This is a genomic window from Pseudomonas sp. GW460-LB5 (genome assembly GCF_059423245.1).
The window spans coordinates 16,724-39,843 of sequence record NZ_JBWKXT010000053.1 but is presented as its reverse complement, the minus strand read 5'-3'; the positions used below and the strand labels follow the sequence as shown (position 1 = coordinate 39,843).

Sequence of the window (23,120 nt, the reverse complement as noted above, 5' to 3'; positions counted from 1 at the left end):
TGTCCTGTGCAAAACTTTGGTCGCGTGCCGATGAGCGGGCGCCTGATGCGCTGGCAAAATCGCGGCTTGATGGGTGTTTGCGCGGCCTGGATCGGCGAGAATAGGCGCCCCTGAAATTTGCCGGGGGTTTGTGGAGAGCATGTGATGGTTTTTGATCAGGTCCGCCAACGGCGCCTGTCCGACGACATCGTCGATCGGTTGGAAGGGATGATTCTGGAAGGCACGCTGACCTCGGGGCAGCGGCTGCCGGCCGAACGCGCCCTTGCCGAGCAGTTCGGCGTGTCCCGCCCGTCACTGCGTGAGGCGATCCAGAAGCTGGTGGCCAAAGGGCTGCTGGTCAGCCGCCAGGGCGGGGGCAATTTTGTTGCCGAGTCGCTGGGCTCTACCTTCAGCGACCCACTGCTGCAGTTGCTTGAGCACAGTGCCGAGGCGCAGCGCGACCTGCTCGAATTTCGCCATACCCTGGAGGCGTCGTGCGCCTACTACGCCGCCCAGCGCGCCACCGACCCGGACCGGGCGCGTTTGAAGGCGGCCTTCGATGCGTTGCAAGACTGCTACACCCGGGTCGATGAAGTGACCCGCGCGGAGGAGGGCGCGGCGGATGCACGCTTTCACCTGGCGATTGCCGAGGCCAGCCATAACGCGGTCTTGCTGCACACCATTCGGGGCTTGTTCGACCTGCTCAAGCGCAACGTGGTGACCAACATTGGCGGCATGTATCAGCAGCGCACCGAAACCCGGGACATGCTGATCAGTCAGCACCGGGAGCTGTACCTGGCGATTGTCGAGGGCAGGGCGGAAGATGCGCGGGAAGTGTCCAGCCGGCACATTCTGTATGTGCAGGAGGTGCTGGAAGAAGCGCATGAAGAGGCGCAGCGCGTGGCGCGCGCGGAGCGGCGCAGCGGGCGCTGAGGTTTGTATAAGCAGTGCTGGCCTCTTCGCGGGGCAAGCCCGCTCCCACAGGACCCTCACAGCTTTCAAGGGCTGTGAAGGCCGTGTGGGAGCGGGCGTGCCCGCGAAGAGGCCGGAACAGGCTAAAGACCGATTAGTCTTCCTTGCCCTTGTTCCGCACAACCCGCTGCAGCTCGCGGTTGGAATCGCGTTCGCGCACGGTGTCGCGCTTGTCGAATTCCTTCTTGCCCTTGCCCAGTGCGATTTCGCACTTGATCAGGTGCTTGCTCCAGTACAGCGACAACGCCACGCAGGTGTAGCCTTTTTGCGCTACAGCCGCTTCCAGCCGCTCGAGCTCACGCTTGTTCAGCAGCAGCTTGCGGGTGCGGATGGGGTCGGCGATGACGTGGGTGCTGGCAGTGGTCAGCGGGGTGATGTGGCTGCCGAACAGCCAGGCCTCACCGTCCTTGAGCAGCACGTAACTGTCAACGAGGTGCGCCTTGCCAGCTCGCAGGCTTTTTACTTCCCAGCCGGAAAGGACCAGCCCGGCCTCGAACTTGTGTTCGATGAAGTAATCGTGTCGCGCTTTTTTATTCTGCGCGATGGTCCCGGTCGGATGTTTTTTTTGCTTAGCCATAGGGGCGGCATTATAGGCAAAGCCGCGCGTCGTTCGCTATGGGATTTCGGTGTGCTTGAGCCACCGGAATGAATACCGGACAATACAAACCCTGTCATACGCACAGAACCTGTTTTCGGCACGCTGCGAAGCGAAGCCACCCAGCCTTGGAAGTGACGCCTGGATGACTACCCATATTCAACGCTCCGCCCTGCTGCCATACCCCGCCCAGGCGCTCTACGATCTGGTCAACGATGTGGCCAGCTACCCAGAGTTTCTGCCGTGGTGCTCGGCCTCGACGGTGATCGATGCCAGTGATACGCACATGCATGCCAAACTGGAGGTGGCCAAGGGCGGCATGAGCCAGTACTTCGTCACGCGTAATGTGCTGGTGCCGGGGCAGTCGATCGAGATGAACCTTGAAGAGGGGCCTTTCACGCAGCTGCATGGCGTGTGGGTGTTCAAACCGTTGGGCGAAAAGGCCTGCAAGATCAGCCTGGACCTGTCCTTCGATTATGCCGGGCCGATTGTGCGCGCCACGTTGGGCCCGCTGTTCAATCAGGCGGCCAACACACTGGTCGACGCGTTCTGCCAGCGTGCCAAGCAATTGAATGGCTGACGGATAAGCCGCAAACAAAAAGCCCGGACCAGGTCCGGGCTTTTTTGCATCTGCTGTTCCCGGTTAACGGGTTTCCAGCGGTGCCGGGGTCGGGACCGGGGTGGTCTCGATGGTGTCGATTTCGCGCTGAATGGCCTCTTCAGTCGAACCAGGCTTGGCTGGTTTTTCTTCAGGCTGCGCTGCTGGCTGTTCGGTCTGGCCTGGCTCGGTGGCCGGGCTGACGGTGGTGTCGCTGCTGCCACCGAGGATTTCCTGGTCGCGGCTGACGCCTGGCATGAAGTCGCCCGACAAGCTGACCAGTTGGTCGCTTTCGTTGAAGAAGATGCTCATGCGCTCTTGCTGGCGTTTACCACCACCCGGCTGCAGGCTGTACAGGTAATCCCAACGGTTGGTGTGGAAGGTGTCCTGAATCAGCGGGTTGCCCATGATAAACCTTACTTGCCGGCGGGTCATTCCCGGGCGTAATTGGTCTATCATGTCCTGCGTGACGACATTGCCCTGCTGGATGTCGATTTTGTAAACCCCGGGAAACGAGCAACCGGCGAGTGCGAGCAGTCCCACTAGGGTGAGGCTGGTTAGCAAGAGCTTGGTGTTTTGCATCGGTGGGCGACTTCCACTATCTTGGCTGGACAACGTAAACCCCGATCATACCCGTATTAAGAGAAGCTGCGAAGCAGCATCGGCGAGAAAGCTGACCATGGTTGAAAATAGCGAATTGCGCAAAGCCGGTCTCAAGGTGACCCTGCCTCGAGTCAAGATCCTTCAGATGCTCGATTCCACCGAGCAGCGTCACATGAGTGCCGAGGATGTTTACAAGGCACTGATGGAAGCAGGCGAGGACGTAGGCCTGGCCACCGTCTATCGCGTACTGACCCAGTTCGAAGCGGCGGGGCTGGTGGTTCGCCACAACTTCGACGGCGGCCATGCAGTGTTCGAGCTGGCCGATGGCGGTCACCACGACCATATGGTGAACGTGGATACCAGTGAAGTCATCGAGTTCATGGATGCCGAAATCGAGAAGCGCCAGCGCGAAATCGTAGCCGAGCATGGCTTTGAGCTGGTGGACCACAATCTGGTCCTGTATGTGCGTAAGAAGAAGTAACGGTTTTTATCGTTATGAATGACAAAGGCGACCTTCGGGTCGCCTTTGTGCTTTCTGCTTCGGGCAGATTAATTTGCTTGCCGGCGATAGGGCCAGTACAGGTAGCATCAGGCCTTGCCAGAAACCACCATCTTGCGCGCATGCGCCAGGGATTCCTTGGTCAGGTCAATGCCGCCCAGCATTCGCGCCACTTCCTCGACCCGCTCACGCTTGCCCAGGCTGGCCACGGCGGTGTGGGTGGTGTCGCTGTTGCGCACCTTGTGCACAAACAGGTGGTGATGCCCTTGCGCAGCGACCTGTGGCAAGTGGGTCACGGTCAGTACCTGGCCGCGCTCGCCCAGGCGGCGCAACAACTGGCCGACAATTTCGGCCGTAGGGCCGCCAATACCTACGTCGACTTCGTCGAACACCAGGGTAGGTATGCGTGATGTCTGCGCGGTAATCACCTGGATCGCCAGGCTGATACGCGACAGTTCGCCACCTGAGGCCACCTTTGCCAGGCCCTTGAGCGGTTGGCCGGGGTTGGCGCTGACCAACAGTTCGATCTGCTCCAGGCCATGCGGTGACAGGTCTGCGCCCTCGGTGGGAGTGAGCTCGATACGGAACCGCCCGCCGGGCATGCCCAGGCGCTGGATTTCCTGCTCGACGGCGCCCGCCAGTTGCTGCGCGGCTTGCTGGCGCAGGGCGCTGAGCTCGCGAGCCCGCTCTTTATAGTGGTGTGCGAAAGCGGCCAGTTCTTCGCCTAGGCGCTCGATCGACTCATCACTGGCGTTCAGGCCTTCGATCTCTTCCATCAACTGTTGTTGCAGGTGAGGCAGTTCAGTGGGGTGCACGCGGTGTTTGCGTGCCAGCGTATAAATGGTGTCCAGGCGCTCTTCCAGTGCTTGCAAGCGCATCGGGTCGGCGTCGAAATTGTCGAGGAAGCGATTGAGTTCGCCCACGGCTTCCTCGACCTGAATCTGTGCGCTGGCGATCAGGTTGGCTGCTTCGCTGAGTGCCTTGGGCGAGTGGGTAGCGGCACCCAGGCGGTTCAGGCTGGAGGTGAGGGCGCTGAGCACGTTGCCCGAATCGCTTTCACTGCACTGGTCGATCACCTGGCGACAAATGCCGAACAGGGCTTCGGCGCTGGTCAGGTTCTTGTGTTCCTGTTCCAGTTGCTCCAGTTCGTGCTCACCCAGGCCAAGGTTGTCCAGCTCTTCCAGCTGGTAGCTGAGCAGTTGATGGCGGGCACGCTGCTCGTCACCCGAATTGGACAGCCGCTCCAGCTCTAGGCGGGTCTGGTTCCAGCGCTTGGCGGCCAGGTGCACCTGGCGGGCCAGGTCGACGGCGCCGGCGTACTCGTCGAGCAGGCGGCGGTGGGTGTCGGTCTTGAGCAGCGATTGGTGCTCGTGCTGGCTGTGGATATCGATCAGCAGCTCGCCCAGCGCCTTGAGGTCGCCCAGCGGGCACGGCGTGCCATTGATGTAGCCGCGGCTGCGGCCTTCAGCGGTGATTACCCGGCGCAGGATGCACAGGCCGTCGTTGTCCAGGTCGCGTTCGGCCAGCCAGGCGTGGGCCTCGGGGATGTCTACCAGGTCGAAGGTGGCGAGGATGTCCGCCTTGTCGGTGCCAGGGCGCACCACGCCACTGTCGGCCCGATCGCCCAGGGCCAGGCCGAGGGCGTCGAGCATGATCGATTTGCCAGCGCCGGTCTCACCCGTGATGACGGACATGCCGCGGGCAATTTCGAGGTCGAGGTGCTCGACGATGGCGTAGTTGTGAATGGACAGGTGCACCAGCATGGGGGCGGCTCCCGAAAGTCAGGTCTGGTTATTTATACAGTACTTTTTTCGGGCCTGCCAATGCCCTTCACAGAATCTGTTGCAGTGGGGAAAAGCACCTTGCCCCCTTGAAGCTGGTTTTTCCGGCCCCATATAGCCGACATCACAGGCGAGCCTGGCTCGCAGTCTACAAAATTGCGCAGGAGAGACCCCATGGCTGATGAACAGCTGAACGAGAAAGACCTTAACGTGGAAGAAACCGGTGCAGGTACTGCAGCTGACACCCGTGTTCTGGAGCTCGAGGAACAGCTGGCCGCAGCCAAGGACCAGGCGCTGCGCGCCGTTGCCGACGTGCAGAACGTGCGCCGTCGTGCCGAGCAGGATGTGGAGAAAGCCCACAAGTTTGCCCTGGAGAAGTTCTCCAGCGACCTGCTGCCGGTGATCGACAGCCTGGAGCTGGCCCTGGCCCACTCCAGCGCCGAGGACGAGCACGTCAAGCAGATCCGCGAAGGCGTCGAGCTGACCCTGAAGATGTTCCAGGACACCCTCAAGCGCTACAACCTCGAAGCGGTCGACCCGCACGGCCAGCCGTTCAACCCTGAGCACCACCAGGCCATGGCCATGCAGGAAAACGGCGAAGTCGAGCCAAACAGCGTGCTGAATGTGTTCCAGAAGGGTTACCTGCTGAACGGCCGCCTGCTGCGCCCCGCCATGGTGGTGGTCAGCAAGGCGCCGAGCGCGGCGCAACCCTCGATCAATGAAAAGGCTTGAAATCCATCGGGGCATCCCCATCTAGGTGTCAAGCCTTCAAGTATTACCGCAGTTGGCCAAAGTAGTCGCTGCTACCAAATTCAAGTTTCGGGAGAGTTAACATGGGTAAAATCATCGGTATCGACCTGGGGACCACCAACTCGTGCGTCTCCATTCTGGAAAACGGTAACGTCAAGGTCATCGAAAACGCCGAAGGTGCGCGTACTACCCCTTCGATCGTGGCCTACGCCAACGATGGCGAAATCCTGGTAGGTCAGTCGGCCAAGCGCCAGGCTGTGACCAACCCGCACAACACCCTGTTCGCAGTGAAGCGCCTGATTGGCCGCCGCTTCGAAGAAGATGTCGTGCAAAAAGACATCAAGCTGGTGCCGTACAAGATCGTCAAGGCGAACAACGGTGACGCCTGGGTCGAAGCGGCTGGCAAGGAAATGGCTCCGCCGCAAATCAGCGCCGAAGTCCTGAAGAAAATGAAGAAGACCGCCGAAGACTACCTCGGCGAGCCAGTGACCGAAGCGGTCATCACCGTTCCGGCCTACTTCAACGACAGCCAGCGTCAGGCTACCAAAGACGCCGGTCGTATCGCTGGCCTGGACGTAAAGCGCATCATCAACGAGCCGACCGCCGCTGCACTGGCGTACGGCATGGACAAGGCCAAGGGCGACCACACCGTCATCGTTTATGACCTGGGTGGTGGTACCTTCGACGTTTCGGTCATCGAAATCGCCGAAGTCGACGGTGAGCACCAGTTCGAAGTACTGGCTACCAACGGCGACACCTTCCTGGGTGGCGAAGACTTCGACATGCGCCTGATCGACTACCTCGTCGACGAGTTCAAGAAAGAGTCGGGCATGGACCTGAAGAACGATCCTCTGGCCCTGCAGCGCCTGAAAGAAGCCGCAGAAAAAGCCAAGATCGAACTGTCGTCCGCTCAGTCGACCGACGTCAACCTGCCGTACATCACTGCAGATGCCACCGGTCCTAAGCACCTGAACGTGAAGATCTCCCGCGCCAAGCTGGAGTCGCTGGTCGAAGACCTGGTCAAGCGTACCATCGAGCCTTGCCGCATCGCCCTGAAAGACGCCGGCATCGACGCCAGCAAGATCGACGACGTGATCCTGGTCGGCGGTCAGACCCGTATGCCGCTGGTGCAGAAAGAAGTAGCCGACTTCTTCGGTAAAGAAGCCCGCAAGGACGTCAACCCGGACGAAGCCGTTGCCATGGGCGCTGCCATCCAGGGTGCTGTTCTGGCCGGTGACGTGAAAGACGTGCTGCTGCTGGACGTCAGCCCGCTGACCCTGGGTATCGAAACCATGGGCGGCGTGATGACTGCGCTGATCGAGAAGAACACCACCATCCCGACCAAGAAGTCGCAGGTGTTCTCCACTGCCGATGACAACCAGGGCGCCGTGACCATTCACGTACTGCAAGGCGAGCGTAAGCAGGCTGCGCAGAACAAGTCGCTGGGCAAGTTCGACCTGGCTGACATTCCGCCAGCACCGCGTGGCGTTCCACAAATCGAAGTAACCTTCGACATCGACGCCAACGGCATCCTGCACGTAGGCGCGAAAGACAAGGCTACCGGCAAGACTCAGTCGATCGTGATCAAGGCCAACTCCGGCCTGTCGGACGAAGAGATCGAGCGCATGGTGCGTGACGCCGAGGCCAACGCCGAGGAAGACCGCAAGTTCGAAGAGCTGGCCGCGGCCCGTAACCAGGGTGATGCACTGGTTCACTCGACCCGCAAGATGGTCGCTGACGCGGGTGACAAGGTCACCGCTGAAGAGAAAACTGCCATCGAAGCGGCTGTGGTTGCCCTGGAAGCCGCCGTCAAAGGCGACGACAAGGCTGCCATCGATGCCAAGGTCGAGGAGCTGTCCAAGGTCTCTGCCCCGGTTGCCCAGAAAATGTACGCCGAGCAGTCGGCTGAACAGCCTCAGGGTGGCGCGCAGCAGGCCGAGCCGGAAGCCAAGCACGATGACGTGGTTGACGCCGAGTTCGAAGAAGTGAAAGACAACAACAAGCAGTAATCCCTGCATGTTGTCGGCCAGCTCACCGCCGTTTGGCGGTGAGCTGGTAGGATGTCGCCGCGCGGGGGCTTGCTCCCGCGTTGGCGTATCTGGAATTCGAGAATTTTTACAGCATCTGTCAGCCACCTTTGGAGGCGCAGGCAGGTGCTGATGGCGCGGCGCAGATGCCAGACGCCCAACAAGGTGCAAATGACCTATGTCCAAGCGTGATTATTATGAGGTTCTGGGCGTCGAGCGCGGCGCCAGTGAGTCTGACCTCAAAAAGGCTTACCGCCGTTTGGCGATGAAGTACCACCCGGACCGCAACCCGGGTGACAAAGAGTCTGAAGACAAGTTCAAGGAGGCCAACGAGGCCTACGAAGTGCTGTCTGATGCCAGCAAGCGCGCGGCGTTCGACCAGTATGGCCACGCAGGTGTCGACCCAAGCATGGGCGGTGGTGGTGCCGGCTTCGGTGGCGCCAACTTCTCCGATATCTTCGGTGATGTGTTCAGCGACTTCTTCGGTGGCGGCCGCGGTGGCGGCCGTGGCGGTGCCCAGCGCGGCAGCGACCTGCGCTACACCCTGGAGCTGAACCTGGAAGAAGCGGTGCGTGGCACCACGGTCAGCATCCGTGTGCCCACCCTGGTCAACTGCCAGCCTTGCGATGGCTCTGGCGCCAAGAAGGGTTCGACCCCGTCCACCTGCCCGACTTGTGGTGGCATCGGCCAGGTGCGCATGCAGCAAGGCTTCTTCTCGGTGCAGCAGACCTGCCCGCGCTGCCATGGCCAAGGCAAGATCATCACCGACCCGTGCGCCTCGTGCCACGGCGAGGGCCGTGTCGAGGAATACAAGACGCTGTCGGTCAAGGTGCCGGCAGGTGTCGATACCGGTGACCGCATCCGCCTGTCGGGCGAGGGCGAGGCCGGGGCCCATGGTGGCCCGACTGGCGACCTGTACGTGGTGATCAGTGTGCGTGAGCACGAGATCTTCCAGCGCGATGGCAAGCACTTGTACTGCGAAGTGCCAATCAGCTTCACCGATGCCGCCCTGGGTGGCGAGTTGGAAGTGCCGACCCTCGATGGCCGCGTGAAACTGAAAATTCCGGAAGGTACCCAGACGGGCAAGCAGTTCCGCCTGCGTGGCAAGGGCGTGGCGCCGGTCCGCGGTGGTGGTGCCGGTGACCTGCTGTGCCGGGTGGCGGTGGAAACCCCGGTCAACCTCAGCCGCCGTCAGCGCGAGCTGCTCGAAGAGCTGCGTGACTCGCTGGAAGGCGACAGCTCCCACTCGCCCAAGGCCAGTGGCTGGTTCGATGGCGTGAAGCGCTTCTTCGGCGATCTCTGACAAGGAACAGGCTATGCGACGTATTGCAGTGATGGGTGCGGCAGGGCGGATGGGCAAGACCCTTATCGAAGCCGTGCAGCAAACCCCGGGTGCCGGGTTGACGGCGGCGATCGATCGTCCTGATAGTTCGCTGGTCGGGGCTGACGCCGGTGAGCTGGCGGCACTTGGCCGGATTGGCGTGCTGTTGTCCGATGATCTGGCCAAGGTCGCCGATGAATTCGATGTGCTCATCGACTTCACTCACCCCTCGGTCACCCTGAAAAACCTGGCGTTTTGCCGCAAGCACGGCAAGGCGATGATCATCGGCACCACCGGTTTTACAGCTGAAGAGAAGCAGCTGTTGGCCGAGGCCGGCAAGGACATTCCAATCGTGTTCGCCGCCAACTTCAGCGTGGGTGTAAACCTTAGCCTGAAGCTGCTGGACATGGCAGCGCGGGTGCTGGGCGATGATGTCGACATCGAGATCATCGAGGCGCACCACCGGCACAAGGTCGATGCACCTTCGGGCACTGCGCTGCGCATGGGTGAGGTCGTTGCCAATGCGCTGGGCCGAGACCTGCAGGAAGTGGCCGTGTATGGTCGTGAGGGGCAGACCGGCGCGCGTGATCGCAAGACCATCGGTTTCGCGACTGTGCGGGCTGGTGATGTGGTGGGTGACCACACCGTGCTGTTCGCTGCCGAAGGCGAGCGCCTGGAAATTACCCACAAGGCTTCCAGTCGCATGACCTTCGCCAAGGGCGCCGTGCGTGCGGCGCTGTGGCTGGATGGGCGCGCGCCTGGCCTGTACGACATGCAGGATGTGCTCGAGCTGCGCTAAGCCGTTCGAGTGGTGTTGGCTTCTTCGCGGGCTTGCCCGCTCCCACAGGCATTGCGCAGGTCTTGGGGTCTGTGGTGGTCCTGTGGGAGCGGGCGAGCCCGCGAAGAAGCCCGCGCCGATGTCAGTCTGTCGCATTGATGTGTTTTAGAGACACATATGCGGTAGACCGAAAACGCACTTTTCTGTAAGCTACAGCTTTAGTGTGTCCACTAAAAGCGCGCAGCGAATTGAATTCAGCACATGAAAGCGGGGTGACGTGTCCATACGTCACTCCGCTTTTTTGCAACCTGCGATCGCCCTTTCATGCTTGATTTACGGGAGGTCTTCTTGACAAAGCCAGCCATACTCGCCCTTGCCGACGGCAGTATTTTTCGCGGTGAAGCCATCGGTGCCGACGGTCAGACCGTTGGTGAGGTGGTGTTCAACACCGCTATGACCGGCTACCAGGAAATCCTTACAGACCCTTCCTACGCGCAGCAAATCGTTACCCTGACCTATCCGCACATCGGCAACACCGGCACTACGCCGGAAGATGCCGAGTCGAACCGCGTCTGGTCCGCTGGCCTGGTCATCCGTGACCTGCCGCTGCTGGCCAGCAACTGGCGCAACACCCAGTCGCTGCCTGAGTACCTCAAGGCCAACAACGTTGTTGCCATCGCCGGCATCGACACCCGTCGCCTGACCCGTATCCTGCGTGAAAAAGGCGCTCAGAACGGTTGCATCCTCGCCGGTGACAACATCAGCGAAGAGGCAGCCATCGCCGCCGCCCGTGGCTTCCCTGGCCTGAAGGGCATGGACCTGGCCAAGGTCGTTTCCACCAAGGAACGTTACGAGTGGCGCTCCAGTGTGTGGGAGCTGAAAACCGACAGCCACCCGACCATCGAAGCTGCCGACCTGCCGTACCACGTGGTCGCCTTCGACTACGGCGTCAAGCTGAACATCCTGCGCATGCTGGTTGCCCGTGGCTGCCGCGTGACTGTGGTGCCGGCCCAGACCCCGGCCAGCGAAGTGCTGGCACTCAACCCGGACGGTGTGTTCCTGTCCAACGGCCCTGGTGACCCCGAGCCGTGCGACTATGCCATTCAGGCGATCAAGGAAATTCTCGAAACCGAGATTCCGGTATTCGGCATTTGCCTCGGCCACCAACTGCTGGCCCTGGCGTCCGGTGCCAAGACCGTGAAAATGGGCCACGGTCACCACGGCGCCAACCACCCGGTCCAGGACCTGGATACCGGCGTGGTCATGATCACCAGCCAGAACCACGGTTTTGCTGTTGACGAAGCCACCCTGCCGGGCAACGTTCGCGCCATCCACAAGTCGCTGTTCGACGGCACCCTGCAGGGTATCGAGCGCACCGACAAGAGCGCGTTCAGCTTCCAGGGCCACCCTGAAGCGAGCCCTGGCCCGACCGACGTCGCGCCACTGTTCGATCGTTTCACCGATGCCATGGCCAAGCGCCGCTGAGCATCCTGCTTCAAGGCCCCGGGCCGGCTCGCGCCGCGCCCGGAAGCGCCTGACCCAGATTGTTCAAAGCGGCTTGCCGACTGACCCCGGATTTGAGTGACCACCATGCCAAAACGTACAGACATCAAAAGCATCCTGATTCTCGGTGCCGGCCCGATCGTGATCGGCCAGGCCTGTGAATTCGACTACTCCGGCGCCCAGGCCTGCAAGGCCCTGCGCGAGGAAGGTTTCCGCGTCATCCTGGTGAACTCCAACCCAGCCACCATCATGACCGACCCGGCCATGGCCGACGCCACCTACATTGAGCCGATCAAGTGGCAATCGGTGGCCAAGATCATCGAGAAAGAACGCCCGGACGCCGTCTTGCCGACCATGGGCGGCCAGACCGCACTGAACTGCGCGCTGGACCTGGAGCGCCACGGCGTTCTGGAGAAGTTCGGCGTAGAGATGATCGGTGCCAACGCCGACACCATCGACAAGGCTGAAGACCGCTCGCGCTTCGACAAGGCGATGAAGGACATCGGCCTGGAGTGCCCCCGCTCCGGTATCGCCCACAGCATGGAAGAGGCCTATGCGGTCCTCGAGAAGCTTGGCTTCCCGTGCATCATTCGCCCGTCGTTCACCATGGGTGGCACTGGCGGTGGTATCGCTTACAACCGTGAAGAATTCGAAGAAATCTGCACCCGCGGTCTGGACCTGTCGCCGACCAAAGAGCTGCTGATCGACGAATCGCTGATCGGCTGGAAAGAGTACGAGATGGAAGTGGTCCGCGACAAAAAGGACAACTGCATCATCGTTTGCTCGATCGAAAACTTTGACCCGATGGGCGTGCACACTGGTGACTCGATCACCGTTGCTCCCGCGCAGACCCTGACCGACAAGGAATACCAGATCATGCGCAACGCCTCGCTGGCGGTGCTGCGTGAAATCGGTGTTGAAACCGGCGGTTCCAACGTGCAGTTCGGTATCTGCCCGAACACCGGCCGCATGGTCGTCATCGAGATGAACCCGCGGGTATCGCGTTCGTCCGCCCTGGCTTCGAAGGCTACCGGCTTCCCGATCGCCAAGATCGCCGCCAAGCTGGCCATCGGTTACACCCTCGACGAACTGCAGAACGACATCACCGGCGGCCGCACCCCGGCTTCCTTCGAGCCGTCGATCGACTACGTCGTCACCAAGCTGCCGCGCTTTGCCTTCGAGAAATTCCCGAAAGCCGACGCCCGCCTGACCACCCAGATGAAATCCGTGGGTGAAGTCATGGCCATCGGCCGTACCTTCCAGGAGTCCCTGCAGAAAGCCCTGCGCGGCCTTGAAGTGGGTGCCTGTGGCCTGGACCCGAAAGTCGACCTGGCCAGCCCGGAAGCTGCCGGCATCCTCAAGCGCGAGCTGACCGTGCCGGGCGCCGAGCGTATCTGGTACGTGGCTGACGCCATGCGTTCGGGCATGACCTGCGAAGAGATCTTTGCCCTGACCGGCATCGACATGTGGTTCCTGGTGCAGATGGAAGATCTGATCAAGGAAGAAGAGAAGGTCAAGACCCTGGCCCTGTCGTCGATCGACAAGAGCCTGATGCTGCGCCTCAAGCGCAAAGGTTTCTCGGACCAGCGCCTGGCTGTGCTGCTGGGTATCACCGACAAGAACCTGCGCCGTCACCGTCACAAGCTCGAAGTGTTCCCGGTGTACAAGCGCGTCGACACCTGCGCTGCCGAGTTCGCCACCGACACTGCCTACCTGTACTCCACCTACGAGGAAGAGTGCGAGGCCAACCCGTCGACTCGCGACAAGATCATGATCCTGGGTGGCGGCCCGAACCGTATCGGCCAAGGCATCGAGTTCGACTACTGCTGCGTACACGCCGCCCTGGCGCTGCGTGACGACGGTTACGAGACCATCATGGTCAACTGCAACCCGGAAACCGTCTCCACCGACTACGACACTTCTGACCGCCTGTACTTCGAGCCGCTGACGCTGGAAGACGTGCTGGAAGTGTGCCGCGTCGAGAAGCCAAAAGGCGTGATCGTCCATTACGGCGGCCAGACCCCGCTGAAACTGGCCCGCGCCCTGGAAGAAGCCGGCGTACCGATCATCGGTACCAGCCCGGACGCCATCGACCGCGCCGAAGACCGTGAGCGCTTCCAGCAGATGGTTCAGCGTCTGAACCTGCTGCAGCCGCCAAACGCCACCGTGCGCAGCGAAGAAGAAGCTATCCGCGCTGCTGGCAGCATCGGTTACCCGCTGGTGGTGCGCCCGTCGTACGTACTGGGCGGCCGCGCCATGGAGATCGTCTACGAACTGGACGAGCTCAAGCGCTACCTGCGTGAAGCCGTGCAAGTGTCCAACGACAGCCCGGTACTGCTCGACCACTTCCTCAACTGCGCCATCGAGATGGACGTGGATGCGGTGTGCGACGGCACCGACGTGGTGATCGGCGCCATCATGCAGCACATTGAGCAGGCCGGCGTTCACTCCGGTGACTCGGCGTGCTCGCTGCCACCTTACTCGCTGAGCAAGGAGGTGCAGGACGAAGTCCGCGTACAGGTCGCAAAAATGGCCCTGGAGCTCGGCGTTGTCGGCCTGATGAACGTGCAGCTGGCCCTGCAGGGCGACAAGATCTACGTGATCGAAGTCAACCCGCGCGCCTCGCGTACCGTGCCGTTCGTGTCCAAGTGCATCGGCACTTCCCTGGCCATGATCGCCGCCCGCGTAATGGCCGGCAAAACCTTGAAAGAGCTGGGCTTTACCCAGGAAATCATCCCGAACTTCTACAGCGTCAAGGAAGCCGTCTTCCCGTTCGCCAAGTTCCCAGGGGTTGACCCGATCCTCGGCCCTGAGATGAAATCGACCGGTGAAGTCATGGGTGTCGGTGACACCTTCGGTGAAGCGTTCGCCAAAGCCCAGATGGGTGCCAGCGAAGTGCTGCCGACCGGTGGTACCGCGTTCATCAGCGTGCGTGACGACGACAAGCCGCAAGTGGCTGGCGTTGCCCGCGACCTGATCGCCCTGGGCTTCGAAGTGGTTGCAACTGCTGGCACTGCCAAGGTTATCGAAGCGGCAGGCCTGAAAGTGCGCCGTGTGAACAAGGTGACCGAAGGCCGCCCGCACGTGGTCGACATGATCAAGAACGACGAAGTGTCGCTGATCATCAACACCACCGAAGGCCGCCAGTCGATTGCCGATTCCTACTCGATTCGTCGCAATGCGCTGCAGCACAAGATTTACTGCACCACTACCATTGCGGCCGGTGAAGCCATCTGCGAGGCGCTGAAATTTGGTCCGGAAAAGACCGTTCGTCGCCTGCAAGATCTGCATGCAGGACTGAAAGCATGAGCATTACCAAGTACCCGATGACCGTCCAGGGCGCTCGCGCCCTGGAAGAGGAGCACCTGTTCCTGAGCAAGACCGAACGCCCGCGCCTGAGCCAGGCGATTGGTGAGGCACGCGAACTGGGCGACCTCAAGGAAAACGCCGAATACCATGCCGCCCGTGAAGAACAGGGCATGGTCGAGGCGCGTATCCGCGATATCGAAGGCCGTTTGCAGAACTCGGTCGTAATCGACGTGACCACGATCCCCCACACCGGCAAGGTGATTTTCGGTACCACCGTGGTACTGGCCAACACTGAAACCGATGAAGAAGTGACCTACCAGATCGTCGGCGAGGATGAAGCCGACGTGAAACAGGGCAAGCTCTCGAGCGGTGCGCCGATTGCCCGTGCCATCATCGGCAAGGAAGAAGGTGATACTGTCGTCGTCAAGACGCCTAGCGGCACGGTCGAGTACGAGATTGTCGAAGTCAAGCACATCTGACCGGCGCCTGCGGGCGCCATCCCTCGAGGGGATCCTCTGGCAACTGGCCCAGGTTTTCTGGGTCGGTGGCTTATGGGTGTTCCATGTGGGGCTGGTGCCTGCGCTCAAGGTCAGTGGCCTGGCCCCGCTGCTGGTGCAGGATATCGCCGGGCAGATCGACCGCTGGTTGATCGGCGTGGCGTTGCTTGGCTTGTTGACCCAGCTGGCAGTGCTGGCAAGGGTGGACGGCCTGGCGGCCTGGTGGCGGCAGTTCCGTGGCCAGATGCTGTTGCTCGGCTTCGGTGCCTGCGTGGGGTATTACACCTTGCGCTACGGTATTTCCGTGGGTGAGCGCTGGCAGATGTTCTGCTTCCTGGTCCTGGGCTTTTCCGGCATCGTGCTGGTGGCCCAGCCGGTGCCGGTCAGGGCGCGCTCATCGCGCCACTGACCGGAGCCACCGTTACTTGTAGCGGTGGATATTGGACAGCTGCTTGTTCGGCTGTGGGTTCTTGCGGTAAATCAACGCTTTTTTGCCGATGGTCTGCACCAGCTCGGCACGGCCGGCCTTGCACAACTCGGCAATGGTTGCTGCACGTTCTTCACGGTCTTCCGAACGAATCTCGACCTTGATCAGCTCATGGTCGACCAGCGCACGCTCCAGTTCGGCGACTACGCCTTCATTCAGACCGTTCCCGGCAACGATCAGGACCGGCTTCAGGTCATGACCAATGGACTTGTATTGCTTCTTCTGCTCGTTATTGAGCGGCATAATCTGACCCTTTCCGTCTGATTCTGTAAAATTGACGGGCATTTTACCCGAGGGCCACCGGCTCCGCCCAGTCAATCACGACGCATATCATCGAGGTGCCCCGTGGTACAACGTTCCAAAAGCAGCGCAAACTGGCTGCGAGAGCATTTTAACGACCCTTTCGTCAAACAGGCGCAGAAGGATGGCTACCGCTCGCGTGCGAGCTACAAACTGCTGGAGATTCAGGAAAAGGACCGGCTGATCCGCCCGGGCATGAGTGTTATCGACCTCGGCGCGGCGCCTGGTGGCTGGTCGCAGGTGACCAGTCGTCTGATTGGTGGCCAGGGGCGCCTGATTGCTTCCGACATTCTGGAAATGGACTCGATTGCGGATGTGACCTTCATTCAGGGTGACTTCACCCATGACGAAGTGCTGCAGCGCATTCTCGAAGCGGTCGGCGATTCGCACGTGGACCTTGTGATTTCCGACATGGCCCCCAATATGAGTGGTACGCCCGCGGTAGATATTCCACGGGCCATGTTCCTTTGCGAGTTGGCGCTCGATCTGGCAACCCGCGTACTCAAGCCTGGCGGCGATTTCCTGATCAAGATTTTCCAGGGCGAAGGTTTTGACGTGTACCTGAAGGACGTGCGTAGCAAGTTCGACAAGGTGCAGATGCGCAAGCCATCGTCGTCACGGGACCGTTCCCGTGAGCAATACCTGTTGGGCAGGGGCTTCAAAGGGGCATGAAAGGTGTGAAGCGGGGTGGCCGATAGTTAATTCCAATCGGCCACTGCGTCAGGATCGTCCGAACTTCGTGTAGTCTAGCTTTCACAAAGGGTTACAGACGGTGCCTGCGGCTGCGTAGGTAATGTAGTAAGTTAGGGCGATGAATATCATGCGAGGCACGGCTGCGTCGTGCGCCGGCCTCAGAGGGTAGCGAATTGAACGACATGGCAAAGAATCTGATCCTGTGGTTGATCATCGCAGCTGTCCTGGTGACAGTGATGAACAACTTCTCCAGCCCTAACGAGCCGCAGACCCTCAACTATTCCGACTTTATCCAGCAGGTCAAGGATGGCAAGGTCGAGCGTGTGACCGTCGACGGCTACATCATTACCGGCAAGCGCGCCGACGGCGACAGCTTCAAGACCGTGCGCCCGGCCATTACCGACAATGGCCTGATCGGTGACCTGGTTGACAACCACGTGGTTGTCGAAGGCAAGCAGCCAGAACAGCAGAGCATCTGGACGCAGTTGCTGGTCGCCAGCTTCCCGATCCTGGTGATCATCGCGGTGTTCATGTTCTTCATGCGCCAGATGCAAGGCGGCGCGGGTGGCAAGGGCGGGCCGATGAGCTTCGGCAAGAGCAAGGCGCGCCTGCTGTCCGAAGACCAGGTCAAGACCACATTGGCCGACGTTGCAGGTTGCGACGAAGCCAAGGAAGAAGTGGGCGAGCTGGTCGAGTTCCTGCGCGATCCGGGCAAGTTCCAGCGCCTGGGCGGTCGTATCCCCCGCGGCGTGCTGATGGTCGGCCCGCCCGGTACCGGTAAGACCCTGCTGGCAAAGGCCATTGCGGGCGAGGCGAAAGTACCGTTCTTCACCATTTCCGGTTCGGACTTCGTTGAAATGTTCGTCGGTGTCGGTGCCAGCCGCGTGCGCGACATGTTCGAGCAGGCCAAGAAGCACGCCCCGTGCATCATTTTCATTGACGAGATCGACGCCGTCGGTCGCCACCGTGGCGCCGGCATGGGCGGCGGTCACGACGAGCGTGAGCAAACCCTCAACCAGTTGCTGGTAGAGATGGATGGCTTCGAAATGAACGATGGCATCATCGTCATTGCCGCTACCAACCGCCCTGACGTACTCGACCCGGCGCTGCTGCGCCCTGGCCGCTTCGACCGCCAGGTGGTGGTAGGCCTGCCAGACATCCGTGGTCGCGAACAGATCCTCAAGGTGCACATGCGCAAGGTCCCGATTGGCGAAAACGTCAACCCGGCGGTCATTGCCCGTGGTACCCCCGGCTTCTCCGGTGCCGACCTGGCCAACCTGGTCAACGAGGCCTCGCTGTTTGCTGCGCGTTCCAACAAGCGCCTGGTCGAAATGAAAGAGTTCGAACTGGCCAAAGACAAGATCATGATGGGCGCCGAGCGCAAGACCATGGTCATGTCCGAGAAAGAAAAGAGGAACACTGCGTACCACGAGGCGGGGCATGCCATCGTTGGTCGCCTGGTGCCTGAGCACGACCCGGTCTACAAGGTTTCGATCATTCCGCGCGGTCGCGCCCTGGGCGTGACCATGTTCCTGCCGGAAGAAGACCGCTACAGCCTGTCCAAGCGTGCGCTGATCAGCCAGATCTGCTCGCTGTACGGTGGCCGTATCGCTGAGGAAATGACCCTGGGCTTCGATGGCGTCACCACGGGCGCTTCCAACGACATCATGCGGGCCAGCCAGCTCGCTCGCAACATGGTGACGAAGTGGGGCTTGTCGGAAAAACTCGGCCCGTTGATGTATGCAGAAGAAGAGGGTGAGGTGTTCCTGGGTCGTAGCGCGGGCAGCCAGCACGCCAGTGTTTCCGGCGAGACTGCCAAGCTGATCGACTCTGAAGTGCGCAGCATCATCGACCAGTGCTACGCCACCGCCAAGCAGCTGCTGATTGAAAATCGCGACAAGCTCGAGGCGATGACTGAAGCGCTGATGAAGTATGAGACCATTGATGCCGATCAGATCGATGACATCATGGCTGGCCGTACGCCACGCGAACCGCGTGATTGGGACGACGACAAGCATTCGGGCACACCTGCTGCCCAGGATGATCGCCCTGAATCGCCAATTGGCGGTCCGGCAGCTCAACACTAAGGGCGTTTATGAGCTCAGTGCAGTACCCGACCCGGTTGCCTTGCGGCAACCGGGTTCTTGATTTGTCGCGTACCCATGTCATGGGTATTCTCAATATCACCCCCGATTCCTTCTCCGATGGCGGGCGCTTCAGTCAGCGCGACGAGGCACTGCGCCATGCCGAAGCGATGGTTGCGGCCGGCGCCACGCTGATCGACATCGGTGGTGAGTCCACGCGCCCCGGCGCGCGAGCGGTATCGGTGACCGAGGAGCTGGAGCGTGTGGCGCCGATGGTGGAGGCCATCAACAGTCGCCTCGATGTCGTCATTTCGGTCGATACCTCGACGCCTGCCGTCATGCGTGAATCGGCGCGCCTCGGTGCCGGGTTGATCAACGACGTACGTGCCCTGGAGCGCGATGGCGCCCTGGACGCCGCTGCGGATACCGGCCTGCCGGTGTGCCTCATGCACATGCGCGGCGAGCCGGGTAACATGCAGGACGACCCGCACTACGATGATGTGACCGCTGACGTCACGCGTTATCTTGAGCAGCGGATGGCCGCCTGTGCTGCAGCGGGCATCGATGCGAACAGAATCATCCTTGACCCGGGCTTTGGTTTCGCCAAGACACTGGCGCACAACCTGAGCCTGTTCAAGCACATGGAAGCGCTCTATCGCCTTGGGCGCCCGCTACTGGTGGGCGTATCACGAAAGAGCATGATCGGCCTGACGCTGGAACGTCCGGTCGGCGAGCGCTTGTACGGCAGCCTTGCGCTGGCGGCGTTGGCCATGACTAAAGGGGCGAGCATCCTTCGTGTCCATGATGTGGCTGAAACTGTCGATGTGGTACGCATGATTGCTGCGGTGCAAAACGCCGAATAAGAACATTGGAGTCCCTATGAGCAGAAAATACTTTGGTACCGACGGCATTCGTGGCCGCGTCGGCGAATTCCCGATCACGCCTGACTTCATGCTGAAGCTTGGTTGGGCGGCCGGCATGGCGTTCCGCAAGCAGGGCCATTGCCGGGTGTTGGTGGGCAAGGACACGCGTATTTCCGGCTACATGTTCGAGTCTGCACTCGAAGCCGGCCTGGCTGCGGCAGGTGCCGACGTCATGCTGCTGGGGCCAATGCCTACACCGGCCATCGCCTACCTGACTCGCACCTTCCATGCCCAGGCTGGCATTGTCATCAGTGCTTCGCACAACCCGCACGAAGACAATGGCATCAAGTTTTTCTCGGGCCAGGGCACCAAACTGCCAGACGAAGTCGAGCTGATGATCGAAGAGCTGCTCGACCAGCCGATGACGGTTGTCGACTCGGGCAAGCTGGGCAAGGTTTCGCGCATCAACGATGCGGCCGGCCGCTACATCGAGTTCTGCAAGAGCAGCGTGCCTAGCAGCACCAGCTTCGACGGCCTCAAGCTGGTGGTCGATTGCGCCCACGGTGCAACCTACAAGGTGGCGCCGAGCGTGTTCCGTGAGCTGGGCGCCGATGTGACCGTGCTGCATGCGCAGCCAGACGGCCTGAACATCAACGAAGGTTGCGGCTCGACCCACATCGAATCGCTGCAGGCCGCCGTACTGGTTGGCCATGCCGACCTCGGCATTGCCTTCGACGGTGACGGCGATCGCGTGTTGATGGTCGACCATACTGGCGCCATCGTCGACGGTGACGAGCTGCTGTTCATCATTGCCCGCGACCTGCACGATCGTGGCAAGCTGCAGGGCGGGGTGGTGGGTACGCTGATGAGCAACCTGGGCCTGGAGCTTGCGCTGAAGGACCTGGATATTCCGTTCGTACGGGCCAAGGTCGGCGACCGCTACGTCATGGCCGAGCTGCTGGAGCGTGAGTGGCTGATCGGTGGTGAAAACTCCGGGCACGTCGTGTGCTGCAACCACACCACCACCGGTGACGCGATCATTGCCGCGCTGCAGGTGCTGATGGCGCTCAAGCGCCGTGGCGAAACCCTGGCACAGGCCCGTCAGGCCCTGCGCAAGTGCCCGCAGGTACTGATCAACGTGCGCTTCGGCGCCAGCAAGGTCGACCCGCTGGAGCACCCGGCAGTCAAGGAAGCCAGTGCCAAGGTGACCGAGGCACTGGCGGGGCGCGGCCGTGTTCTGTTGCGCAAGTCGGGTACAGAGCCGCTGGTGCGGGTTATGGTCGAAGGCGAAGACGAAAGCCAGGTGCGCACGCACGCTGAAGCGTTGGCCAAACTGGTCGGCGAAGTTTGTGCCTGAAGGCGCTTGCCAGCGCAGATCTGGTTGGGTAAGATCTGCGCCCACTTTGACCGACGAGGTAAAGCATGCGTCGCCCTATGGTAGCTGGTAACTGGAAGATGCACGGTACCCGCGCTAGCGTCGCTGAGCTGACCGAAGGCTTGAGCAATCTCGCCTTGCCGAGCGAAGTGGAAGTCGCAGTGTTTCCATCGGCCCTGTTCATCAATCAAGTGATCGATGGCCTGGCGGGTAAAGAAATTACTGTCGGTGCACAGAATTCTGCTGTACAACCCGAACAGGGTGCGCTGACCGGGGAAGTTGCTCCGGAGCAGCTGGTCGAGGCAGGTTGCAAGTTGGTGTTGGTTGGCCATTCGGAGCGTCGCCAGATCATTGGTGAAACCGACGAAGTGCTCAATCGCAAGTTTGCAGCGGCCCAGGCCAAAGGTTTGAAGCCAGTGCTTTGCATAGGGGAAACCCTTGAAGAGCGCGAGGCTGGCAAAACGCTTGAAGTTGTCGGGCGTCAACTAAGCAGTATCATCGAGGCATTCGGTGTTAAGGCTTTTGCCAATGCAGTAATTGCCTATGAGCCTGTATGGGCCATCGGCACCGGCCTCACGGCCACGCCACAGCAGGCCCAGGATGTGCACGCCGCCATCCGCAGCCAGCTGGCGGCAGAAGATGCTGAAGTAGCTGCGAAGGTGCAGTTGCTCTACGGCGGCAGCGTGAAGGCGGCCAATGCGGCCGAACTGTTCGGCATGCCGGATATCGATGGGGGTCTCATTGGTGGGGCTTCCCTGAACGCAGACGAATTCGGTGCAATTTGTCGCGCCGCAGGAAACTGAACAAATGCTGGAAACAGTCATCGTTGTTTTTCATCTGTTGGCAGCGCTGTCGCTTGTAGTGCTGGTTCTGTTGCAACAGGGTAAGGGTGCGGAAGCAGGTGCATCTTTCGGCGCGGGTGCTTCAAACACCGTGTTCGGGAGCCAAGGCTCTGCAACGTTCCTAAGTAAATTCACTGCTATACTCGCTGCCACTTTCTTTTTGACAGCACTTGGGTTAGGATACTTCGCGAAGCAACAAGCTCACCAGCTTAGCCAAGCAGGTCTTCCAGATCCAGCAGTGCTAGAAGTGAAAGAGCCGCAAAAACCGGCAGTTAATGATGATGTACCGGTGCTCCAACAGCAGAAGAGCGAAACCACCAATAACACTGGTGATGTACCTCCTCCGGCTCAAGAGCAGAAGTAACGGGTTTCAAGTAGTAATATTGCCGAGGTGGTGGAATTGGTAGACACGCAACCTTGAGGTGGTTGTGCCCATAGGGTGTAGGGGTTCGAGTCCCCTTCTCGGTACCAATTGAAGCTTGAGAGCCCGCTTTAGCGGGCTTTCTTGTAGGTGAACGTTTGGATTTGACCCTTAACAGGGTTCGGTCTTATACTTTCGCCCCAGCTTTGTCGCGGGGTGGAGCAGCTTGGTAGCTCGTCGGGCTCATAACCCGAAGGTCGTTGGTTCAAATCCAGCCCCCGCAACCAGCTTCAGCGGAGCCCCTTTTCAGGGGCTTTTTGCTAACCGAACAGTTTTCGGCGTCGTTGTCCAACGGCGCTTTCAGGGATGGGCGCTTTGCCCATTTTTTATTTGCACAGCATGCACGAGGGGGTTCAGGTGTCGAGCAAGCTAGAACAGTTGCAGGCCTTGTTGGCCCCGGTTGTCGAGGGTCTGGGCTATCAGTGCTGGGGGATCGAATTCGTTTCCCAGGGTAAGCATTCGGTACTGCGCATCTACATCGACAAAGACGGCGGCATCCTGGTGGAGGACTGCGAAGCGGTCAGTCGTCAGGCCAGCGCCATTCTCGATGTGGAAGATCCAATCAGCAGTGAGTACACCCTCGAGGTGTCTTCTCCAGGCATGGATCGCCCACTGTTCACTCTGGAACAGTTTGCCTCGCATGCCGGCGAACAAGTGAAGATCAAGCTGCGCTCACCCTTCGAGGGTCGTCGTAACTTCCAGGGCCTTCTCCGCGGTGTGGAGGAGCAGGATGTGGTTGTCCAGGTGGACAATCAGGAGTTCCTGTTGCCGATCGACTCGATCGACAAGGCCAATATTATTCCCAGTTTTGACTGAGACGTGCCGGGCCCGGCGGACTATCCG

General features: G+C 60.6%; 22 protein-coding genes and 2 tRNA genes. 20 read left to right on the top strand and 4 right to left on the bottom strand.

Translation table 11 applies throughout. The features are described 5' to 3' along the window. The first annotated feature begins 144 nt into the window (after positions 1-144). The gene (locus AC07XM_RS24820; RefSeq protein WP_016489184.1) at positions 145-912 is read left to right on the top strand and encodes an FCD domain-containing protein; all 768 of its coding nucleotides are present in this window, start codon (positions 145-147) and stop codon (positions 910-912) included. A 133-nt stretch (positions 913-1,045) separates the two neighbouring features. Here AC07XM_RS24820 and smpB read toward each other — a convergent pair whose 3' ends face one another. After that, positions 1,046-1,528 (bottom strand): SsrA-binding protein SmpB, encoded by a 483-nt coding sequence (gene smpB, locus AC07XM_RS24815; protein ID WP_016489183.1) that lies wholly within the window; start codon positions 1,526-1,528, stop codon positions 1,046-1,048. 163 nt (positions 1,529-1,691) lie between these two features. Here smpB and AC07XM_RS24810 point away from each other — a divergent pair, with 163 nt between their 5' ends. Further along, complete coding sequence (locus tag AC07XM_RS24810) at positions 1,692-2,126, top strand: type II toxin-antitoxin system RatA family toxin (protein ID WP_016489182.1); 435 nt, start codon at positions 1,692-1,694, stop codon at positions 2,124-2,126. Between the two features lie 63 nt (positions 2,127-2,189). Here the strand turns inward: AC07XM_RS24810 and AC07XM_RS24805 are convergent, their stop codons facing one another. Continuing rightward, positions 2,190-2,726 (bottom strand): outer membrane protein assembly factor BamE, encoded by a 537-nt coding sequence (locus AC07XM_RS24805; RefSeq protein WP_024717412.1) that lies wholly within the window; start codon positions 2,724-2,726, stop codon positions 2,190-2,192. Positions 2,727-2,823: 97 nt separating this feature from the next. On the opposite strand from AC07XM_RS24805, the gene fur reads away from it, so the two are divergent. Continuing rightward, a complete protein-coding gene (gene fur / locus AC07XM_RS24800) occupies positions 2,824-3,228 on the top strand; it encodes a ferric iron uptake transcriptional regulator (RefSeq protein ID WP_003249922.1) in 405 nt (134 codons plus the stop codon). 107 nt (positions 3,229-3,335) lie between these two features. Here fur and recN read toward each other — a convergent pair whose 3' ends face one another. Then, complete coding sequence (recN, locus tag AC07XM_RS24795) at positions 3,336-5,009, bottom strand: DNA repair protein RecN (protein WP_016489180.1); 1,674 nt, start codon at positions 5,007-5,009, stop codon at positions 3,336-3,338. A 192-nt stretch (positions 5,010-5,201) separates the two neighbouring features. Here recN and grpE point away from each other — a divergent pair, with 192 nt between their 5' ends. The 8 genes from grpE to AC07XM_RS24755 all read left to right on the top strand — a co-directional run bounded on the left by grpE (position 5,202) and on the right by AC07XM_RS24755 (position 15,621). After that, the gene (gene grpE, locus AC07XM_RS24790; RefSeq protein ID WP_016489179.1) at positions 5,202-5,759 is read left to right on the top strand and encodes a nucleotide exchange factor GrpE; all 558 of its coding nucleotides are present in this window, start codon (positions 5,202-5,204) and stop codon (positions 5,757-5,759) included. 101 nt (positions 5,760-5,860) lie between these two features. Then, positions 5,861-7,786: a molecular chaperone DnaK gene (dnaK, locus tag AC07XM_RS24785; RefSeq protein ID WP_003249929.1), complete on the top strand. Its 1,926-nt coding sequence runs from the start codon at positions 5,861-5,863 to the stop codon at positions 7,784-7,786. A gap of 196 nt (positions 7,787-7,982) precedes the next feature. Further along, the gene (dnaJ, locus tag AC07XM_RS24780; protein ID WP_016489178.1) at positions 7,983-9,107 is read left to right on the top strand and encodes a molecular chaperone DnaJ; all 1,125 of its coding nucleotides are present in this window, start codon (positions 7,983-7,985) and stop codon (positions 9,105-9,107) included. Positions 9,108-9,120: 13 nt separating this feature from the next. Beyond that, positions 9,121-9,924 (top strand): 4-hydroxy-tetrahydrodipicolinate reductase, encoded by an 804-nt coding sequence (gene dapB / locus AC07XM_RS24775; protein ID WP_016489177.1) that lies wholly within the window; start codon positions 9,121-9,123, stop codon positions 9,922-9,924. Between the two features lie 327 nt (positions 9,925-10,251). Then, the gene (carA, locus tag AC07XM_RS24770; RefSeq protein ID WP_016391781.1) at positions 10,252-11,388 is read left to right on the top strand and encodes a glutamine-hydrolyzing carbamoyl-phosphate synthase small subunit; all 1,137 of its coding nucleotides are present in this window, start codon (positions 10,252-10,254) and stop codon (positions 11,386-11,388) included. Between the two features lie 105 nt (positions 11,389-11,493). Further along, positions 11,494-14,715: a carbamoyl-phosphate synthase large subunit gene (carB, locus tag AC07XM_RS24765; protein WP_016489176.1), complete on the top strand. Its 3,222-nt coding sequence runs from the start codon at positions 11,494-11,496 to the stop codon at positions 14,713-14,715. A gap of 2 nt (positions 14,716-14,717) precedes the next feature. After that, positions 14,718-15,194, top strand: a complete 477-nt coding sequence (greA, locus tag AC07XM_RS24760) for a transcription elongation factor GreA (RefSeq protein ID WP_024717413.1) — start codon at positions 14,718-14,720, stop codon at positions 15,192-15,194. Further along, on the top strand, positions 15,172-15,621 hold the full coding sequence (locus tag AC07XM_RS24755) for a hypothetical protein (RefSeq protein WP_019470448.1): 450 nt from the start codon (positions 15,172-15,174) through the stop codon (positions 15,619-15,621). Before greA ends, AC07XM_RS24755 begins: the two co-directional genes overlap by 23 nt. 12 nt (positions 15,622-15,633) lie before the next feature. On the opposite strand, the gene AC07XM_RS24750 is transcribed toward AC07XM_RS24755, so the two are convergent. Further along, positions 15,634-15,942, bottom strand: coding sequence for a YhbY family RNA-binding protein (locus AC07XM_RS24750; RefSeq protein WP_016489174.1), 309 nt, complete (start codon positions 15,940-15,942; stop codon positions 15,634-15,636). Positions 15,943-16,044: 102 nt separating this feature from the next. Here AC07XM_RS24750 and rlmE point away from each other — a divergent pair, with 102 nt between their 5' ends. From rlmE to rimP, 9 genes are all read left to right on the top strand, one after another. Next, positions 16,045-16,671 carry a 23S rRNA (uridine(2552)-2'-O)-methyltransferase RlmE gene (gene rlmE / locus AC07XM_RS24745; RefSeq protein WP_012274251.1) on the top strand — a complete coding sequence of 209 codons (627 nt, stop codon included), beginning with the start codon at positions 16,045-16,047 and terminating at the stop codon, positions 16,669-16,671. 203 nt (positions 16,672-16,874) lie between these two features. Beyond that, the gene (gene ftsH / locus AC07XM_RS24740; RefSeq protein ID WP_016489173.1) at positions 16,875-18,779 is read left to right on the top strand and encodes an ATP-dependent zinc metalloprotease FtsH; all 1,905 of its coding nucleotides are present in this window, start codon (positions 16,875-16,877) and stop codon (positions 18,777-18,779) included. An 8-nt stretch (positions 18,780-18,787) separates the two neighbouring features. Next, complete coding sequence (gene folP / locus AC07XM_RS24735; protein WP_016489172.1) at positions 18,788-19,639, top strand: dihydropteroate synthase; 852 nt, start codon at positions 18,788-18,790, stop codon at positions 19,637-19,639. 16 nt (positions 19,640-19,655) lie between these two features. Further along, positions 19,656-20,996 (top strand): phosphoglucosamine mutase, encoded by a 1,341-nt coding sequence (gene glmM, locus AC07XM_RS24730; RefSeq protein ID WP_016489171.1) that lies wholly within the window; start codon positions 19,656-19,658, stop codon positions 20,994-20,996. 65 nt (positions 20,997-21,061) lie between these two features. Next, on the top strand, positions 21,062-21,817 hold the full coding sequence (gene tpiA / locus AC07XM_RS24725) for a triose-phosphate isomerase (protein WP_016489170.1): 756 nt from the start codon (positions 21,062-21,064) through the stop codon (positions 21,815-21,817). A 4-nt stretch (positions 21,818-21,821) separates the two neighbouring features. After that, positions 21,822-22,220: a preprotein translocase subunit SecG gene (secG, locus tag AC07XM_RS24720; protein ID WP_016489169.1), complete on the top strand. Its 399-nt coding sequence runs from the start codon at positions 21,822-21,824 to the stop codon at positions 22,218-22,220. 21 nt (positions 22,221-22,241) lie between these two features. After that, a tRNA-Leu gene (locus AC07XM_RS24715) sits at positions 22,242-22,327 on the top strand. A 100-nt stretch (positions 22,328-22,427) separates the two neighbouring features. Next, positions 22,428-22,504: transfer RNA gene (locus tag AC07XM_RS24710), tRNA-Met, on the top strand. 130 nt (positions 22,505-22,634) lie between these two features. Then, a complete protein-coding gene (gene rimP, locus AC07XM_RS24705; protein ID WP_024717415.1) occupies positions 22,635-23,093 on the top strand; it encodes a ribosome maturation factor RimP in 459 nt (152 codons plus the stop codon). The last annotated feature ends 27 nt before the right edge of the window (positions 23,094-23,120 follow it).

What these genes read in the sequence shown, in the direction of transcription:
- AC07XM_RS24820 (WP_016489184.1), top strand. Translation starts at nt 145, where the DNA reads ATGGTTTTTGATCAGGTCCGCCAACGGCGCCTGTCCGACGACATCGTC.
- smpB (WP_016489183.1), bottom strand. Translation starts at nt 1,528, where the DNA reads ATGGCTAAGCAAAAAAAACATCCGACCGGGACCATCGCGCAGAATAAA.
- AC07XM_RS24810 (WP_016489182.1), top strand. Translation starts at nt 1,692, where the DNA reads ATGACTACCCATATTCAACGCTCCGCCCTGCTGCCATACCCCGCCCAG.
- AC07XM_RS24805 (WP_024717412.1), bottom strand. Translation starts at nt 2,726, where the DNA reads ATGCAAAACACCAAGCTCTTGCTAACCAGCCTCACCCTAGTGGGACTG.
- fur (WP_003249922.1), top strand. Translation starts at nt 2,824, where the DNA reads ATGGTTGAAAATAGCGAATTGCGCAAAGCCGGTCTCAAGGTGACCCTG.
- recN (WP_016489180.1), bottom strand. Translation starts at nt 5,009, where the DNA reads ATGCTGGTGCACCTGTCCATTCACAACTACGCCATCGTCGAGCACCTC.
- grpE (WP_016489179.1), top strand. Translation starts at nt 5,202, where the DNA reads ATGGCTGATGAACAGCTGAACGAGAAAGACCTTAACGTGGAAGAAACC.
- dnaK (WP_003249929.1), top strand. Translation starts at nt 5,861, where the DNA reads ATGGGTAAAATCATCGGTATCGACCTGGGGACCACCAACTCGTGCGTC.
- dnaJ (WP_016489178.1), top strand. Translation starts at nt 7,983, where the DNA reads ATGTCCAAGCGTGATTATTATGAGGTTCTGGGCGTCGAGCGCGGCGCC.
- dapB (WP_016489177.1), top strand. Translation starts at nt 9,121, where the DNA reads ATGCGACGTATTGCAGTGATGGGTGCGGCAGGGCGGATGGGCAAGACC.
- carB (WP_016489176.1), top strand. Translation starts at nt 11,494, where the DNA reads ATGCCAAAACGTACAGACATCAAAAGCATCCTGATTCTCGGTGCCGGC.
- AC07XM_RS24750 (WP_016489174.1), bottom strand. Translation starts at nt 15,942, where the DNA reads ATGCCGCTCAATAACGAGCAGAAGAAGCAATACAAGTCCATTGGTCAT.
- ftsH (WP_016489173.1), top strand. Translation starts at nt 16,875, where the DNA reads ATGGCAAAGAATCTGATCCTGTGGTTGATCATCGCAGCTGTCCTGGTG.
- folP (WP_016489172.1), top strand. Translation starts at nt 18,788, where the DNA reads ATGAGCTCAGTGCAGTACCCGACCCGGTTGCCTTGCGGCAACCGGGTT.
- glmM (WP_016489171.1), top strand. Translation starts at nt 19,656, where the DNA reads ATGAGCAGAAAATACTTTGGTACCGACGGCATTCGTGGCCGCGTCGGC.
- tpiA (WP_016489170.1), top strand. Translation starts at nt 21,062, where the DNA reads ATGCGTCGCCCTATGGTAGCTGGTAACTGGAAGATGCACGGTACCCGC.
- secG (WP_016489169.1), top strand. Translation starts at nt 21,822, where the DNA reads ATGCTGGAAACAGTCATCGTTGTTTTTCATCTGTTGGCAGCGCTGTCG.